Consider the following 15145-nt stretch of genomic DNA (forward strand, 5'->3'; position numbering starts at 1 on the left):
ACGTTCCGGCGACGGGCGCGCCGTATCCGCGGATACCCTTGAGCGGTGACCGACGCCCAAGAGACCGCAGCAGACCTGCGCACCACCACCGGGGGCGGCCCCCCGGACGACGTCGAAAAGGCGCCGATTCCGTTGCTCGAGCCCCGTGAGGGGATCCCTCCGGTGGTCGCCGACGAGGACGCACTCGCCCGGGTGGTCGCGGCCTTCGCCGCGGGCACCGGGCCCGTGGCCGTCGATGCCGAGCGCGCCTCCGGATACCGCTACGGCCAGCGCGCCTATCTGGTGCAGCTGCGCCGCGAGGGCGCAGGATCCGCGCTGATCGACCCGGTCGGCTGCCCCGACCTGTCCGCACTGGGCGAGGCCCTGTCCGGCGCCGAGTGGATCCTGCACGCCGCCACCCAGGACCTGCCGTGCCTGCGCGAAATAGGCATGGTTCCCACCTCCTTGTTCGACACCGAGCTGGCCGGCCGCCTCGCCGGCTTCCCGCGGGTCGGACTGGGCGCGATGGTCGAGAGCGTGCTCGGCTACGCGCTGGAGAAGGGCCACTCCGCCGTCGACTGGTCCACCCGCCCGCTCCCGGAGCCGTGGCTGCGCTACGCCGCGCTCGACGTGGAGCTGCTGGTGGACCTGCGGGACGCGCTGGAGAAGGAACTGGACCGGCAGGGCAAGCTGGAATGGGCCCGGCAGGAGTTCGACGCCATCGCCGCCGCCCCGCCCGCGCCGCCGCGCAAGGATCCGTGGCGCCGTACGTCCGGCATGCACAAGGTGCGCCGCCGCCGGCAGATGGCCGTCGTACGGGAGCTGTGGGAGTCCCGGGACCGGATCGCGCAGCGGCGTGACGTGTCGCCCGGCAAGGTGCTGGGGGACGCGGCGATCGTCGAGGCCGCGCTCGCGCTGCCGGCCAACGTGCAGGCGCTGTCGGCCCTGCCCGGGTACGGGCAGCGGATGGGCCGGCGCCAGCTGGAGCAGTGGATGGCGGCCGTGGACCGGGCGAAGGCCCTGCCCGAGAACGCACTGCCGCAGCCGGGTGCGACCCCGGCGGGTCCGCCGCCGCCGCGTTCGTGGGCGGACAAGGACCCGGTCGCCGCGGCGCGGCTGGCGGCGGCGCGGACCGCCGTCTCGGCGATCGCGGAGGGCCTGAACCTGCCGCAGGAGAACCTGATCACCCCGGACACGGTCCGCCGGCTGTGCTGGGAGCCGCCGCAGCGGCTCGAGGCGGACGCGGTGGCGCAGGCCCTGGCGGGCTACGGCGCCCGTCCGTGGCAGATCGAACAGGTGACGCCGGCGCTGGTCACGGCCCTGGCCGCGACCGCCTGACGCCCCGGTTTCCCGAAAGAGCCCCCGGCCCCACCGGCCGGGGGTTCTTCCTGTCCCGGTTCCGCAACAGGGGCGCGGAAGCACTTTTGAACATGCTCAAACCTGGCTAGCTTTTTGAACATGATCAATCACGGGTACGAGGCATGGGTACGCGACTTCGAGGCCGAGCGGGAGCGCCGCGCGGCGGTCGGGGATCCGGAGTGGGGCCGGGGGGCCGTACTCGATCCGGCGCTCGTACGGAGCCTGCAGCGGTTCCAGGTCGGCGAGGACGGGGATGGCTCGGCTCTGATCGGCAAGGCGGACCGGGCCGGGGACCCGGTGTACGCGCAGGCGGTACGGCTCTTCGTGGCCGAGGAGCAGAACCACGCGCGGATGCTGGCGCTGCTGCTGGCGGCGGGCGGGGCCGGAACCCTGGACGGGCACTGGAGCGACGCGGTGTTCGTACGGCTGCGCAGGCTGCTGGGGCTGCGGGTGGAACTGCTGGTGCTGATGGTGGCGGAGGCGGTGGCCCTGGGGTACTACCGGGCGGTGCGGGACGGGGCCCCCGATCCGCTGGCGGCGGAGGTGGCGGGGCGGATCCTCGCGGACGAGGAGCGTCACGTCCCCTTCCACTGCCGGCGGCTGCACGAGGCGCTGACACCCCTCCCGGCCCCCGCCCGCCGGGCCGCCACCCTGGCCTGGCAGGCCATGCTCGCGGGGGCGGCCGTGGTCGTCGCCGTGGACCACGGCCCGGCGCTACGCCACCTCGGCATCCGGCGCCGCCGGTTCACCGCGGACGTGATCCGCTCCTCCGCCCCCCTGGTCAGGGCGATGTCCGCCCTTCCCACCCCTGCCGAATCCACCCTCGCCCGCATGTGAGGCGCGGGGTCCGGGGCGGGGCCCCGGGAGGCCGGGCGCAGCCCGGGGCGCCCCCGCGGCGACGCCCCCGGAGTGTGACCTTCGCCGCTCCTCCCGGAGGGGGTGTGCACGCCGGTTACCGGCAAGTAGCATGACCGGGTGAGCGGGCGCTCAGCCACCGGCCGACCGCGCCCCCGCGCAGCAGTGCACACCCGCACCTGGAGGAGAGCCAACGTGCCTCGTACCGTCAGGGACGTCGTCTTCGTCGACGGCGTCCGCACCCCGTTCGGCAAGGCGGGCCCGAAGGGCATCTACCACGAGACCCGCGCCGACGACCTCGTCGTGAAGGCGATCCGGGAGCTGCTGCGCCGCAACCCGGACCTGGACCCCAAGAAGATCGACGAGGTCGCCATCGCCGCGACCACGCAGATCGGTGACCAGGGCCTGACGCTGGGCCGTACCGCCGGCATCCTCGCGGGCCTCCCGCAGTCCGTCCCGGGCTACTCCATCGACCGCATGTGCGCCGGCGCGCTGACCGCCGTGACCGCCGTCGCGGGCGGCGTGGCCTTCGGTGCGTACGACGTCGCCCTCGCCGGCGGTGTCGAGCACATGGGCCGCCACCCCATGGGCGAGGGCGTCGACCCGAACCCGCGCTTCGTCTCCGAGAAGCTGGTCGACGAGTCCGCCCTCTTCATGGGCATGACCGCCGAGAACCTGCACGACCGGTACCCGACGATCACCAAGCTCCGCGCCGACGAGTACGCCGTGCGCTCGCAGGAGAAGGCCGCCAAGGCGTACGCCGACGGCAAGATCCAGCAGGACCTGGTCCCGATCTCGGTGCGCAACACCAACGAGGCGGCCGGTGAGACGGGCTGGGGCCTGGTCACCACCGACGAGCCGATGCGCCCGGGCACCACGCTGGAGAACCTGGCCGGCCTGAAGACCCCGTTCCGTACGCACGGCCGGGTCACCGCGGGCAACGCCGCCGGTCTCAACGACGGTGCCACCGCCGCGATCATCGCGTCCGAGGACTTCGCCCGCGAGAACAACCTCCCGGTCAAGATGCGCCTGGTCTCGTACTCCTTCGCGGGTGTCGAGCCGGAGGTCATGGGCTACGGCCCGATCCCGGCCACGGAGAAGGCCCTCGCCCAGGCCGGCCTGTCCATCGAGGACATAGGCCTGTTCGAGATCAACGAGGCGTTCGCGGTCCAGGTCCTCGCGTTCCTGGAGCACTACGGCATCGCCGACGACGACGCCCGCGTGAACCAGTACGGCGGCGCCATCGCGTTCGGCCACCCGCTGGCCTCCTCCGGCGTCCGCCTGATGACGCAGCTGGCCCGCCAGTTCGAGGAGCAGCCGCACGTCCGCTACGGCCTGACCACCATGTGCGTCGGCTTCGGCATGGGCGCCACGGTCATCTGGGAGAACCCGAACTTCAACGCCGAGGGAGACTCCAAGTGAGCACCACCGCTGAGCTCCTGAAGGGCGCGGCCGAGCTGTTCCCGGACGAGGTCGTCACGTCCGCGCACGTCCGCCACCTGGACCTGCCGTTCGGCGCCGGGCGCTTCGCGCTCATCACGCTGGACAACGGCTTCGACCACACCAAGCCGACCACGTTCGGCCCGCAGTCCCTCGCCAACCTGAACGCGGCGATCGACCAGGTCGAGCAGGAGGCCCTCGCGGGCTCCATCGTCGGCGCGGGCATCACCGGCAAGCCGTTCATCTTCGCGGTCGGCGCCGACCTCAAGGGTGTCGAGCTGCTGAAGCAGCACGACGAGGCGCTCGCCATCGGCAAGGGCGGCCACGACGTCTTCAAGCGCCTCTCGGCGCTGGCGGTCCCGACCTTCGCGTACTACAACGGCGCGGCGATGGGCGGCGGTGTCGAGGTCGGCCTGCACTGCACCTACCGCACCGTCTCGAAGGCCATCCCGGCCTTCTCCCTCCCCGAGGTCTTCCTCGGCCTGGTCCCCGGCTGGGGCGGCTGCGCCATCCTGCCGAACCTGATCGGCGCCGAGCGCGCGGTCTCGGTGATCATCGAGAACTCGCTCAACCAGAACAAGCAGCTGCGCGGCAAGCAGGTCTTCGACCTGGGCATCGCCGACGCGCTGTTCGAGGGCGCGGACTTCCTGGAGCAGTCGCTCCTGTGGACCGCGAACGTCCTGAACGGCACGACCGAGGTCGTCCGCGCCGAGATCGACCGCGGCGAGGCCTGGGACGCGGCCGTCGCCAAGGGCCGTTTCATCGCGGACTCCAAGGTGCACGGCGCCGCTCCGGCCGCCTACCGCGCGCTGGACATCATCGCCGCGGCCAAGTCGGGCGACCTGCAGGCCGGCTTCGACGCCGAGGACACGGCCCTGGCCGACCTCATCATGGGCGGCGAACTGCGCTCGGGCATCTACGCCTTCAACCTGGTCCAGAAGCGCGCCAAGCGCCCGGCCGGTGCCCCGGACAAGTCGCTGGCCCGTCCGGTCACCAAGGTCGGCGTCGTCGGCGCGGGCCTGATGGCCTCGCAGCTGGCGCTGCTCTTCCTGCGCCGCCTGGAGGTGCCGGTGGTCCTCACCGACATCGACCAGGAGCGCGTGGACAAGGGTGTGGGCTACGTCCACGCCGAGATCCAGAAGCTGCTCGGCAAGGGCCGCATCAACCAGGACAAGGCCAACCGCCTGACCGCCCTGGTGACCGGTGTCCTGGACAAGGCCGAGGGCTTCGCGGACGCGGACTTCATCATCGAGGCCGTGTTCGAGGAGATGTCCGTCAAGCAGAAGGTGTTCGCGGAGGTCGAGGCGGTCGCCCCGGCGCACGCGATCCTCGCCACCAACACCTCCTCGCTGTCGGTGTCGGAGATGGCCTCGAAGCTCCAGCACCCGGAGCGCGTGGTCGGCTTCCACTTCTTCAACCCGGTCGCGATCCTCCCGCTGCTGGAGATCGTCCGCGGTGAGCAGACCGACGACGCCTCGCTGGCCACGGCCTTCGGTGTCGCCAAGAAGCTGAAGAAGACCGCGGTCCTCACCAAGGACGCCCCGGCGTTCGTCGTGAACCGCATCCTGACCCGCTTCATGGGCGAGATCCAGAACGTCATCGACGAGGGCACCCCGGTCGTCACGGCGGAGAAGGCCATCGAGCCGCTCGGCCTGCCGATGTCCCCGCTGGTGCTGCTGGAGCTCGTCGGCCCGGCGATCGGTCTGCACGTCTCCGAGACCCTCAACCGCGCCTTCCCGGAGCGCTTCACCGTCTCCCCGAACCTGGCTGCCGTCGTCAAGGCCGGCAAGCGCGGCTTCTACGTCTACGACTCCGGCAAGCCGGAGCTGGACCCCGAGGTCGCCGCCCTCCTCGTCCAGGGCGACTCCGTCCTGACGGAGGAGCAGGTCCGCGACCGCGTCCTGGACGCGGTGGCGCAGGAGATCGGCCTGATGCTGGAGGAGGGTGTCGTGGCCGAGGCCCAGGACATCGACCTCTGCCTCATCACGGGCGCCGGCTGGCCCTTCCACCTGGGCGGCATCACGCCGTACCTGGACCGCGAGGGTGTCTCGGAGCGCGTGAACGGCAAGAAGTTCCTCGCCCCGGGCCTGGCGAGCGTCCCGGTCTGAGGACCGTACGCCCGTGGGTACGCCCGTACGCCGGGCGGTGCGTGAGCATCGCGGACGCCCGTCCCCCTCGTGGGGGCGGGCGTCCGCCGTTCCACGGGGCAGGGCGGGGGCGGCGCCAGGCACCGGGCCCGGCGCGGAACCTGCCCGCCCGAGCTGGCAGAATACGGTCCATGGCGGATGGCAAGACACCTTTCAGCCGCCGGACCCTGCTGTTCGCGGGCGGCGCGGTGGCCGCCGGCCTCACCACGAGCGGGCTGACCTGGGCGCTGCGCGCCGAGCCCGGTGAGCAGGCCGATGCCCGGCCGGTGGCCGGCGAGTTCGACATGCGGACCGGTGGGCAGCTGCTCGCTTCGACTCCGCTGTTCAATACGACGGGTCCGCAGTCGTTCGCCTTCGACGACACGAACGGTCAGGTCTACACCCTGCAGACCGTCCAGGCCGGTATCCGGCTCGACGACGAGGAGGACGCGGTCGACGCGGGCGACCGGAAGACCTCCGGCGACTTGTGCCTGACCCGGCTGAGCAGTTCCGGGCAGACGCTCGGGCACATGTATCTGCGCGGCTTCGGTCACGGAATTTCCTGCGGCGTCGAGCCGACGGGCCAGCGCACGTACATATGGGTGGAGGGCAGGGCCGACGCCGAAAGCGGTTACGGCCGCACGGTGGTCCGGGTGCCGTTCAAGGACGGTTCGGTCCTCGACAGTTCCGACGAGTCCGTCCACCATTTCGATCCGGTTCCCGGATCCACCGACGTCTCCCCCGCGCTCGACCTGCCCGGTGAGCGGGTCCTGGTGAGCCACGAGGAGGAGGGCGTGCACCGGTTCTCGGTGTACGGGATGGCGGACTTCCTGGCCGGGCGCTTCAGCCCCTCGCAGGTCATCAAGGCCGGGGTGCAGGTCAAGGAAGAGGAGTGGTTCCAGGGCTGCGCGCTGTACGGGGACTTCATCTACGTGCTGACCGGCAACCCGTATACCGGACAGAACGGGGACAATCCCCGGAAGTCCGGGGGAAATACATTTGTCTCCGCAATTGACGTCCGCACCGGCAAAGCGCAAGGGCGTCACCGCGTGACCGTGGCACCGGATCTGGTCTACCGGGAACCCGAGGGAATCGCGGTCAGTCTGGCCGGCGGACGGCCGGCTTTGTGCGTCGGATTTTCCGTGAAGGCGAAGGACCGGCGCGAGCTGGCGCTGTATCGCTACACCCCTTGAGGACCCGCGCAACAGGAACTCAAGAGGGACTGATGTCACACGCCTTTGTGAAGAAGCCCTGAATCATTGGGCTGTGGTTCACCAGGCGTTCTAGAGCCGTCCATGAGGCTGCTTATACTACTGCGACACTTCACAGGATCCTTATACCTCCACAGGGGGAGGCACCGCACCATGGGCTCCAAGCGGCTGCGAGCCGTGTTCGGCGTTCTGATCACGGCTGGGCTCATCCTCAGCTTCGTCGGGATGCTGGTCGCCGTCGCTTTCGTCTCACTCCCCCTGTTCGCGGGCTGCGCCGCGCTCAGCTACGTCGCCGACCTGATGCTCCACAACACCGAGTCGCCGACGCTGGAGAAGCTGCGCGACTCGCGTTTCGGCCTCACCATGCGCTTCCTGATCCGGCAGTTCCTGCTGCTGGGCCTGTGCGGGGCCATCGCCGACATCGAGTCGTTCGTGGCGCAGATGACGACCATCGGCCTGCTCCTCCTGTTCATCCTGCAGCTCGCGTACGGCGCGCTCCTCAAGCACGTCCGCAAGATGCGCAACGAACTGCCGTTCACCACGCGCGGGCTGGACCTGGAGGCCCTCGGCATCCGCCGCATGCCGCACCCGTTCCTGATGAACAAGCACGTCCGCAAGACGCTGCACCTGGACATCCCGCTGGTGGCCGGCTCGCTCACCACCATCGCGACGGACGACTGGCGCTTCGTCACGTACGGCATGATCACCACCGTCTTCCTCGCCTACTTCTCGCTGCTGGTGCTGGTGCCCGACGCGCGCAACGCGCTCAAACTGCCCACCACCGACGAGGCCATCGAGGAGCTCAACCACCAGCTGGCCGAATACCGCCCCCAGGTCGCGCTGTACTTCACCTTCGCCGCCGTCTCCAAAGACTTCATGTACCAGGTGAACATGTGGCTGGAGTCGCTGGAGGCACTGGAGCTGCGGCCCATCATCGTGCTGCGCGAGCGGGCCACCCTGCGCTACCTGGACGCCACCTCGGTTCCCGTCATCTGCATTCCGAAGGCGGACAACCTCGCCCGTATCGAGATGAACGAACTCCGTGTCGCCCTCTACCCCGGCAACGCGGGCAAGAACGTGCACATGCTCCAGCGCGCCGAGGTCAAGCACGTCTTCATCGGCCACGGCGACAGCGACAAGCTCGCGAGCAGCAACCGGGTCAGCAAGGTCTTCGACGAGATCTGGGTGGCCGGCCGGGCAGGCCGCGACCGCTACGAGCGCATCAAGCACGCCGTGTCGCACCACCAGATCGTCGAGGTCGGCCGCCCCCAGCTGATGCCCCTGCACCGCTGGACCGGCCGGGTCGCGGGGCCCGTGCCCACCGTCATCTACGCCCCCACCTGGGAGGGCTGGACCGACGACGCCTGCTACACCTCCGTCATCCCGGCCGGCGAGAAGCTGATCAAGGCGCTGCTCGACTACGACCGCGACATCCGCATCATCTACAAGCCGCACCCCCTCACCGGCTCGCGCTCCGCCGAGGCGGCCGCCGCCCACCGCCGCGTCATCGCCCTCCTCGAGGAGGACAACGCCCGGCGCTTCGGCCGCAACCTCACCGACTCCAAGGCCGCCGCCAAGAAGCTCGCCCGGATCGACCAGCGCATCGCCGACCTCTCCGAGCGCGGCGTCCGCTCCAAGTACCCGGACCTCACCGAGGAGGAGCGGACCGCCCGCATCCGGCGCAGCCGCAACCAGGCCGGCGCCCTGTACTGGAGCGCCGTCCCCGACGCCGCGCACCACGTGGTGACCGAGCGGATCCCGGCCCTGTACGACTGCTTCAACCAGTCCGACCTGCTCATCGGCGACATGTCCAGCGTCGTCTCCGACTTCGTCGCGACCCTCAAGCCGTACGCGATCTTCAACCTCGACGGCCTGCCGGACGACCAGTTCCGCAACGAGCAGCGGACGGCGTACGCCTCCTACCTGCTGGACGGGGACTGCAACGGTCTCGCCGAGGCCATCGAGGCCACGCTGAACCCGCGCGAGGACCTCATGGCCCCGTACCGCGAGCAGCTCAAGGAGTACCTCCTCGGCGAGGAGTACCCGCCGTCGATCGTCCGCTTCAACGCGGCCGCCAACAACCTCTACCGGCGGGGGCTGCGCGACTTCCCCATCGAATACCCGGAGCAGGCCGCCTACCCCGTGTAGGCGTGCCCGCCCCGGTGCTCGAGTCGCGCCGCCCGTCCACCCACCGCCTGCCCGACCGCCGTGCCGCACCCTCAGCTCAGGAAGAAGGAGCCTTGACCTCCAGGCCCGTCCCCCACCGCACCGTCGCCGTCGTTCTCGCTGGGGGCACAGGCCAGCGCATCGGTCTCGAGATACCGAAGCAGCTGCTCAAGATCGCCGGCAAGTCGATCCTGGAGCACACGCTCCACGTCTTCGAGAACGCGCCGGACGTCGACGAGGTGATCCTCCTCATGACGCCCGCGTTCGTGGAGGACGCCCGCCGCATCGTGGAGCGGGCCCGGCTCGGCAAGGTCACCCGGGTCCTGGCCGGCGGCTCGACCCGCAGCGAGACCACCCGGATCGCCATCGACGCCGCGGCCGCCGGGCTGGCCGAGGGCGAGGACTGCAACCTCCTCTTCCACGACGCGGTGCGCCCGCTGCTGTCGCAGCGCGTGGTGCGCGAATGCGTCGAGTCCCTCGAGCGCTACCAGGCCGTCGACGTCGCCATCCCGTCCTCCGACACCGTCATCGTGACCCGCACCCACGGCGACGACGGCGAGTTCATCACCGAGGTCCCCGACCGCTCCCGGCTGCGCCGCGGCCAGACCCCGCAGGGCTTCCGGCTCTCCACGATCCGCGCCGCGTACGAGCGGGCCGCCGCGGACCCCTTCTTCCAGGCCACCGACGACTGCTCCGTCGTCGTGAAGTACCTGCCCGACGTCCCGGTCCACGTGGTCACCGGCGATGACTACAACATGAAGGTCACCCAGCCCGTCGACGTCTTCATCGCCGACAAGCTGTTCCAGCTCGCCTCCCACGCCGCGCCCGCCCAGGCCGGCGAGGCCGCGTACCGCGAGCAGCTGGCAGGCAAGACGATGGTGGTCTTCGGTGGCTCGTACGGCATCGGCGCCGACATCTCCCGCATCGCGGAGGGCTTCGGCGCCCGCGTCTTCGCCCTGGGCCGCTCCACCACCGGCACGCACGTCGAGAACCCCGACCACGTCGAGGAGGCCCTGGCCAAGGCCTACGCCGAGACCGGCCGCATCGACTACGTCGTCAACACCGCGGGCGTGCTGCGCGTCGGCCGCCTCGACGCGACCGACAACGACACGATCCGCGAAGCGCTCGAGGTCAACTACCTCGCGCCCGTCAACATCGCCCGGACCTCGTACAAGTACCTGAGCGAGACCCAGGGCCAGCTGCTGCTGTTCACCTCCAGCAGCTACACCCGCGGCCGCGCCGAGTACAGCCTGTACTCCTCGACCAAGGCCGCCATGGTCAACCTGACCCAGGCGCTGGCCGACGAGTGGGCCGAGGACGGCATCCGCGTCAACTGCGTGAACCCGGAGCGCACCGCCACCCCGATGCGCACCAAGGCGTTCGGCCAGGAGCCCCCGGCCTCGCTGCTCACGTCCGAGTCGGTCGCCCTGACCTCCCTGGACGTCCTGCTGTCCGAGATGACCGGTCACGTGATCGACGTACGCAAGCAGGACCCGACCACGACGCCGGCGCAGCGCTCCGGCTTCGAGGCGGCGCTGGCGTCCGTACTGATCCAGACCACGGAGGACCAGGGGGTCTAGGCGTGACGTACACACCCGGACAGCAGCAGCCGCCGCGGAGGATCTTCGTGGCCGGCGACTCCGAGGCGGTCGCCCGGCCGTACAGCTATCTGCCGATGGTGGGCTGGGCCCAGGCCCTGCCCCTCTTCCTCACCGATGCGGTCGAGGTCGTCAACTGCGCCCGCGCCCGCGCGAGCTCGAAGAGCTTCCGCGAGCGCGGCCGGCTCCAGTGGATCCTCGACAACCTCGAGCCCGGCGACTACCTGCTGTTCGGCTTCGGCCAGATCGACTGGAAGACGGACCCCGGCCTGCACACCAAGCCGTTCTCCACCTTCCAGGAGAACATGGCCGCCTTCGTGCACGGCGCGCGCGAGCGCCAGGCCCACCCGGTGATCCTGCTGCCGTACGAACGGCGCCGCATGGACGCTCACGGCAACGTCGCCCGCTTCCTGGGCGACTACCCGCTCGCCGCCCGGCAGCTGGCCGAGGACGAGCACGTTCCGGTCGTCGACCTGTACGGCCAGAGCGTGCAGTGGTGGGAGGAGCTCGGGCCCGAGCAGTCCAAGCTCGTCTTCACCTATCTGCGGCCGGGCGAACCGCTCCTGGAGAACGTCCAGGACGGGGACAACGTGCACCTGCGTGCGGAGGGCGCGATCGAGTGCGCCCGGTTCGTCGCCCGCAGCCTCGCCGAGCAGGGCGTCATCCCCTCCCCGTGGGTCCGCGACCTCGACCGCCGCCGGTTCTCCTACGAGGAGATGGGCTGGCTGGACGAGGAGACGTTCTCGCACCGTACGAAGTCCCGGGTGTCCGCGCCCGCGGCACGCAAGGAGTCCAGCGCGTGAACCTCCTCCGCCGCGGGCAGGCCGTCGGCGACACCCCGTCACTGGGCGCCGTGTACGCGGCCCTGTACAGCTCGGCCGACCCGCGCCGCGGTCTCTCCCCGGGCGAGACCGTCCAGTTCGGCCTGTCCGTGGCACCCGATCAGGGCGCCCCGCGGGGCTGCGCGTACCTGGCGGAGGAACCGCTGACCGCCGTCGGCGAGATCGTCGGCGTGCAGGGGCTGGAGTACTTCCCCCGCCAGCGCTGGTTCCGGGTCCGCGCCGACGCCGGGGAGCAGACGACGGGGGTCCTGCACCTGCGCGTCGGCGACTCGGCCACGGCACGCAGCATCCGGCCCCGGATCCTCGTGGGCATCCCGGACGCCTCGGGCCGCAGGCTCGTACGGACGGGGAAGCTCGCCGCCGAGCCCCTGCCGCTGCGGCCGGCCACCGCCCGCGGCCTGCGGATCGCGACCGGGCCGGACCGGCCGGGCACCGTCAACGTGCTCTCGGCTGCCCCGGCGGGCAGCACCGCGATCTCCGTGACGCAGCCGCGGGGCGGCCGGGCGCAGCTGTCGCAGGACGGCTGGGTCACCTACGCGCCCGCCCCGGGTTTCACCGGCTACGACCGGTTCGAGTACACGGTGGGCACGGCCGCGGCCGCCAAGCTGACCTCGCACGTGAACGTCTTCGTGGGCTCCCTGGAGCACATCCCGGGCGCCTTCCCGCAGCATCCGTCGGACAGTGCCCCGCGACCTTGGCAATGGCCCGAACTCACCGGGGAGATGCCGTGGCCCCGCCCCGCCGCTCCGCAGAACTGACGAGGATCCCGACACCATGAACACCGCCGCCGTCGGCCCCACCGACGTCAAGGACGTGACGGTCGCCGTCCGGGTCTGCAACCAGGCCGCCGCGCTCGACGCCTGCCTGGCCTCCGTCTTCGTGCAGTCCATCGGCACGGAGCGACTGGAGATCATCGGCGTCGACGACGGCTCGACCGACGAGAGCGGGTCCGTGCTCGCACGCGCGGCGCACCAGTACCCCGCCTTCGTCCGCGTGGGGCAGGTGTCGCACGGGCTGAGTCCGGCGGCCGCCCGCAACTGGGCGCTGAGCCAGGTGCGCGGACGGTACGTCATCTTCCTGGAGGCCACCGACCGGCTGGCGCCCGATGCGCTGGAGCGGATGGTCGCGGCGGCCGACGCGAACGAGGCCGACGTCGTGCTCGGCAAGCTGGAGAGCTCGGGCCGGCATGCGGTCGCGACGTCGATGTTCCGCAAGAACCAGGCCTACACCGACGTCTACGCCTCGCGCGTCTACTGGTCGCTGACGCCGGACAAGCTGTTCCGCACCAGCCTGCTGCAGCGCCGCGGGCTCGCCTTCCCCACCGACATGGTGATCGGCGACGACCAGGCCTTCACGGCCGGCGCCTTCATCGGGGCGGACAACGTCTCGGTCGTCGGCGACGCGACCTGCGTGGTCAAGGGCCCCTCGCCGGCGGAGCGGGCGACGCTGCCGGACCGGGTCGCCCTGGTCTCGCGGATGCTGGCCCTGGTCGCCTCGCAGCTGCCGGAGGGGCCGCGCCGGGACAAGCTCCAGTCCCGGCACCTGGAGGTGGAGCTCGGCAAGGCGACCGCGGCCGCGCTGCTGTCCGCCACCGATGCGGCGGAGCGGGACCAGACCCTGTGGGCCGCCGCCGAGGTGCTGCGCACCCAGGCGTCCCCGGGGGCGCTGGCGCTGCTGCCGCGCATGGTGGCCGTACGGTTCGCCCTGCTGGCGCAGGGCCGCTTCGCCGAGGCGCAGCGGATGGCCGCGTTCGAGGCGGACAAGGAGCGTCCGGCCGTCCGCAAGACGGTGGAGAACGGCCGGGTGTACACGACGCTGCCGTTCTTCCGCGACCCGCAGGTCCCCCTGCCGGACGAGCTGTTCGACATCACCGGTGACATGACGGTCACCCACCAGCTGGAGAAGGCCCGATGGGACGGGCCGATGCTGCTGCTGGAGGGCTTCGCGTTCTTCGAGCAGCTGTCGACGAAGGACCGTGCCACCCGGGTGGTGCTGCGCGAGCGGACGAGCGGTGCGGTGGAGAGCTGTCAGGTCACGGCCCGCCGGGACGACGCGCTGACCAACGCCAAGGGCAGGCCGCGGGCGATGGGCCGCTTCTCCTGCCGGGTCAACCTGGCGCAGACCTCGAGCGGCTGGCCGCTCCCGCCGGGCACCTGGGACCTGCACCTCGCGGTCGGCTTCGAGGGCGTGACCCGGGAGGTGCGGCTCGGCCCGCGGCGCGCCGGGGAGCTCGACACGACCGCCCGGATGCCGGTGCGGATCGCGGCCGCGCCGGGTACCCAGGGCATGGAGCTGGCGGCCACCCCGTACTACACGGAGTCCGGCGGTCTCAGCATCGAGGTGTCGCAGCGGACGCCGCTGCCGCGGCACGCCTGACGGGGTCGCGGGGCGGCCGCCTTGCCGCCCCGCGCCGCCGTCCGGCTCAGGCGGCGTCCCAGGGGCCGAAGACCAGCCCCTGCTGGGTGGTGTCCTGGCGGGTGCAGGTCAGTGCGCCGTCCGCGTCGAAGGCGGCCACCACGATGCGGCCTGCCCCGTCGACGGCCACCTGGGGCGCGTGCGCGCCGTGGCCGCCGAGGGAGGCCCACCAGGTGCCGTAACCCTCGTTCTCGGTCACGTAGGCGGTGAGTTCTACGTCGCCCTCGGCGCCGGTCTGTGCGAGCACCGTGCAGTCGTAGCCGCCGATGACGGCCCGGACCACGCCGGGCGCGCCCGTACCGCCGGCGCCGCCGAGGGCCATCAGGCCGCCTCCCTGGGCGCCCTGCTGCCCGGCCCGCCAGGCGACCAGCGATCCGTCGCCCGGGTAGCGCCAGAAGTACGTCACCCTGCGCGGGCCCGTCTCGCACAGGACCGGGGTGCCGGGAACGACCGGCGTGGGGATGCGGTCGGCGAGCTGGAAGCGGCCCTGGCCGACACCCACCCAGCGGTCGGCTCCGGCCCGCCCGAGGGCGAGCAGCTCCAGCGGGCCGCCCGCCGACATGAGCGGCGCCACGTCGCCCCCGTACGGCTCCGGCGCCACCTGCTTCCAGCCGCCCCACGCGCCCTCGGCGTTGCGGCTGCGCCGCAGGACGCCGCCGTGGCGCAGGGAGACGAGGACGTGCGTGGAGCCCGAGCGCTGGTTGACGGCGATGCGGGGCGGCCCGGCCAGCCGGTCGTCGGCGGGGCCGCCGCGCAGGCCGGGGGTGCCGAGGCTGTGCCAGTCGATCATGCCGCGGCCCGGCTGGAACTGGGTGGAGACGATGACTTCGGGGCCCTGCGCGCCGTCCTGGCCGGCCCGCAGGGCGACGAAGTGCACGTACCCCTCGCGGCTCTGCGCCATCGCGACGGTGCCCAGCCAGCCGGGGATTTCGAACACGTCGGGGCCGGTCCAGCCGGCGTGGGGGGCCGCCGCCTCGGTCCAGCGCAGCAGGCCGCGCGGGGTGCACGCGTAGGCCGTCAGACGGCCGTCGCCGCCCTTGAACAGCCAGTTTCCGGCCACCGACGGCGACCGGCGAGAACCCGGTCCGCCCGGGGCCGCATCCTGCACGGTGTGGTCGGAAGTGGCGCCCCGGCTCCCGCTTTTGCCTCGGATC

11 protein-coding genes are annotated in these 15145 nt (G+C 71.6%); 10 read left to right on the forward strand and 1 reads right to left on the reverse strand.

All coding sequences use genetic code 11. The annotated features are described in order from the left end of the window. Positions 1 to 45 precede the first annotated feature (45 nt). The 10 genes from AB5J51_RS11460 to AB5J51_RS11505 all read left to right on the forward strand — a co-directional run bounded on the left by AB5J51_RS11460 (position 46) and on the right by AB5J51_RS11505 (position 13952). Entirely contained in the window at positions 46 to 1317 is a 1272-nt protein-coding gene (locus AB5J51_RS11460; RefSeq protein WP_053788399.1) for a ribonuclease D, read from the forward strand. 120 nt (positions 1318 to 1437) lie between these two features. Continuing rightward, the gene (locus AB5J51_RS11465; protein ID WP_369777633.1) at positions 1438 to 2175 is read left to right on the forward strand and encodes a ferritin-like domain-containing protein; all 738 of its coding nucleotides are present in this window, start codon (positions 1438 to 1440) and stop codon (positions 2173 to 2175) included. A gap of 213 nt (positions 2176 to 2388) precedes the next feature. After that, complete coding sequence (locus AB5J51_RS11470) at positions 2389 to 3615, forward strand: acetyl-CoA C-acyltransferase (RefSeq protein ID WP_030234769.1); 1227 nt, start codon at positions 2389 to 2391, stop codon at positions 3613 to 3615. Continuing rightward, a complete protein-coding gene (locus AB5J51_RS11475; RefSeq protein ID WP_053788400.1) occupies positions 3612 to 5741 on the forward strand; it encodes a 3-hydroxyacyl-CoA dehydrogenase NAD-binding domain-containing protein in 2130 nt (709 codons plus the stop codon). The genes AB5J51_RS11470 and AB5J51_RS11475 overlap by 4 nt, the downstream gene beginning before the upstream one ends. A 170-nt stretch (positions 5742 to 5911) precedes the next feature. Then, on the forward strand, positions 5912 to 6952 hold the full coding sequence (locus tag AB5J51_RS11480; protein ID WP_369777634.1) for a signaling protein: 1041 nt from the start codon (positions 5912 to 5914) through the stop codon (positions 6950 to 6952). 171 nt (positions 6953 to 7123) lie between these two features. Then, positions 7124 to 9118 (forward strand): integral membrane protein, encoded by a 1995-nt coding sequence (locus AB5J51_RS11485; protein WP_030294075.1) that lies wholly within the window; start codon positions 7124 to 7126, stop codon positions 9116 to 9118. 92 nt (positions 9119 to 9210) lie between these two features. Beyond that, positions 9211 to 10716: a bifunctional cytidylyltransferase/SDR family oxidoreductase gene (locus AB5J51_RS11490; protein WP_053788402.1), complete on the forward strand. Its 1506-nt coding sequence runs from the start codon at positions 9211 to 9213 to the stop codon at positions 10714 to 10716. Between the two features lie 2 nt (positions 10717 to 10718). Beyond that, complete coding sequence (locus AB5J51_RS11495; protein ID WP_030294071.1) at positions 10719 to 11537, forward strand: rhamnogalacturonan acetylesterase; 819 nt, start codon at positions 10719 to 10721, stop codon at positions 11535 to 11537. Then, the gene (locus AB5J51_RS11500; protein WP_053788403.1) at positions 11534 to 12334 is read left to right on the forward strand and encodes an Ig-like domain-containing protein; all 801 of its coding nucleotides are present in this window, start codon (positions 11534 to 11536) and stop codon (positions 12332 to 12334) included. Before AB5J51_RS11495 ends, AB5J51_RS11500 begins: the two co-directional genes overlap by 4 nt. A 16-nt stretch (positions 12335 to 12350) precedes the next feature. Further along, complete coding sequence (locus tag AB5J51_RS11505; protein WP_053788404.1) at positions 12351 to 13952, forward strand: glycosyltransferase family 2 protein; 1602 nt, start codon at positions 12351 to 12353, stop codon at positions 13950 to 13952. A gap of 46 nt (positions 13953 to 13998) precedes the next feature. Here AB5J51_RS11505 and AB5J51_RS11510 read toward each other — a convergent pair whose 3' ends face one another. Continuing rightward, complete coding sequence (locus AB5J51_RS11510; protein ID WP_369777635.1) at positions 13999 to 15051, reverse strand: hypothetical protein; 1053 nt, start codon at positions 15049 to 15051, stop codon at positions 13999 to 14001. Positions 15052 to 15145 lie beyond the last annotated feature (94 nt).

The sequence above is a fragment of the Streptomyces sp. R33 genome (assembly GCF_041200175.1).
Lineage (GTDB): Bacteria > Actinomycetota > Actinomycetes > Streptomycetales > Streptomycetaceae > Streptomyces > Streptomyces katrae_B.

Excerpts from the sequence above, each read along its gene's own strand:
- AB5J51_RS11465 (WP_369777633.1), top strand. The coding sequence starts at position 1,438 with ATGATCAATCACGGGTACGAGGCATGGGTACGCGACTTCGAGGCCGAG.
- AB5J51_RS11480 (WP_369777634.1), top strand. The coding sequence starts at position 5,912 with ATGGCGGATGGCAAGACACCTTTCAGCCGCCGGACCCTGCTGTTCGCG.
- AB5J51_RS11485 (WP_030294075.1), top strand. The coding sequence starts at position 7,124 with ATGGGCTCCAAGCGGCTGCGAGCCGTGTTCGGCGTTCTGATCACGGCT.
- AB5J51_RS11505 (WP_053788404.1), top strand. The coding sequence starts at position 12,351 with ATGAACACCGCCGCCGTCGGCCCCACCGACGTCAAGGACGTGACGGTC.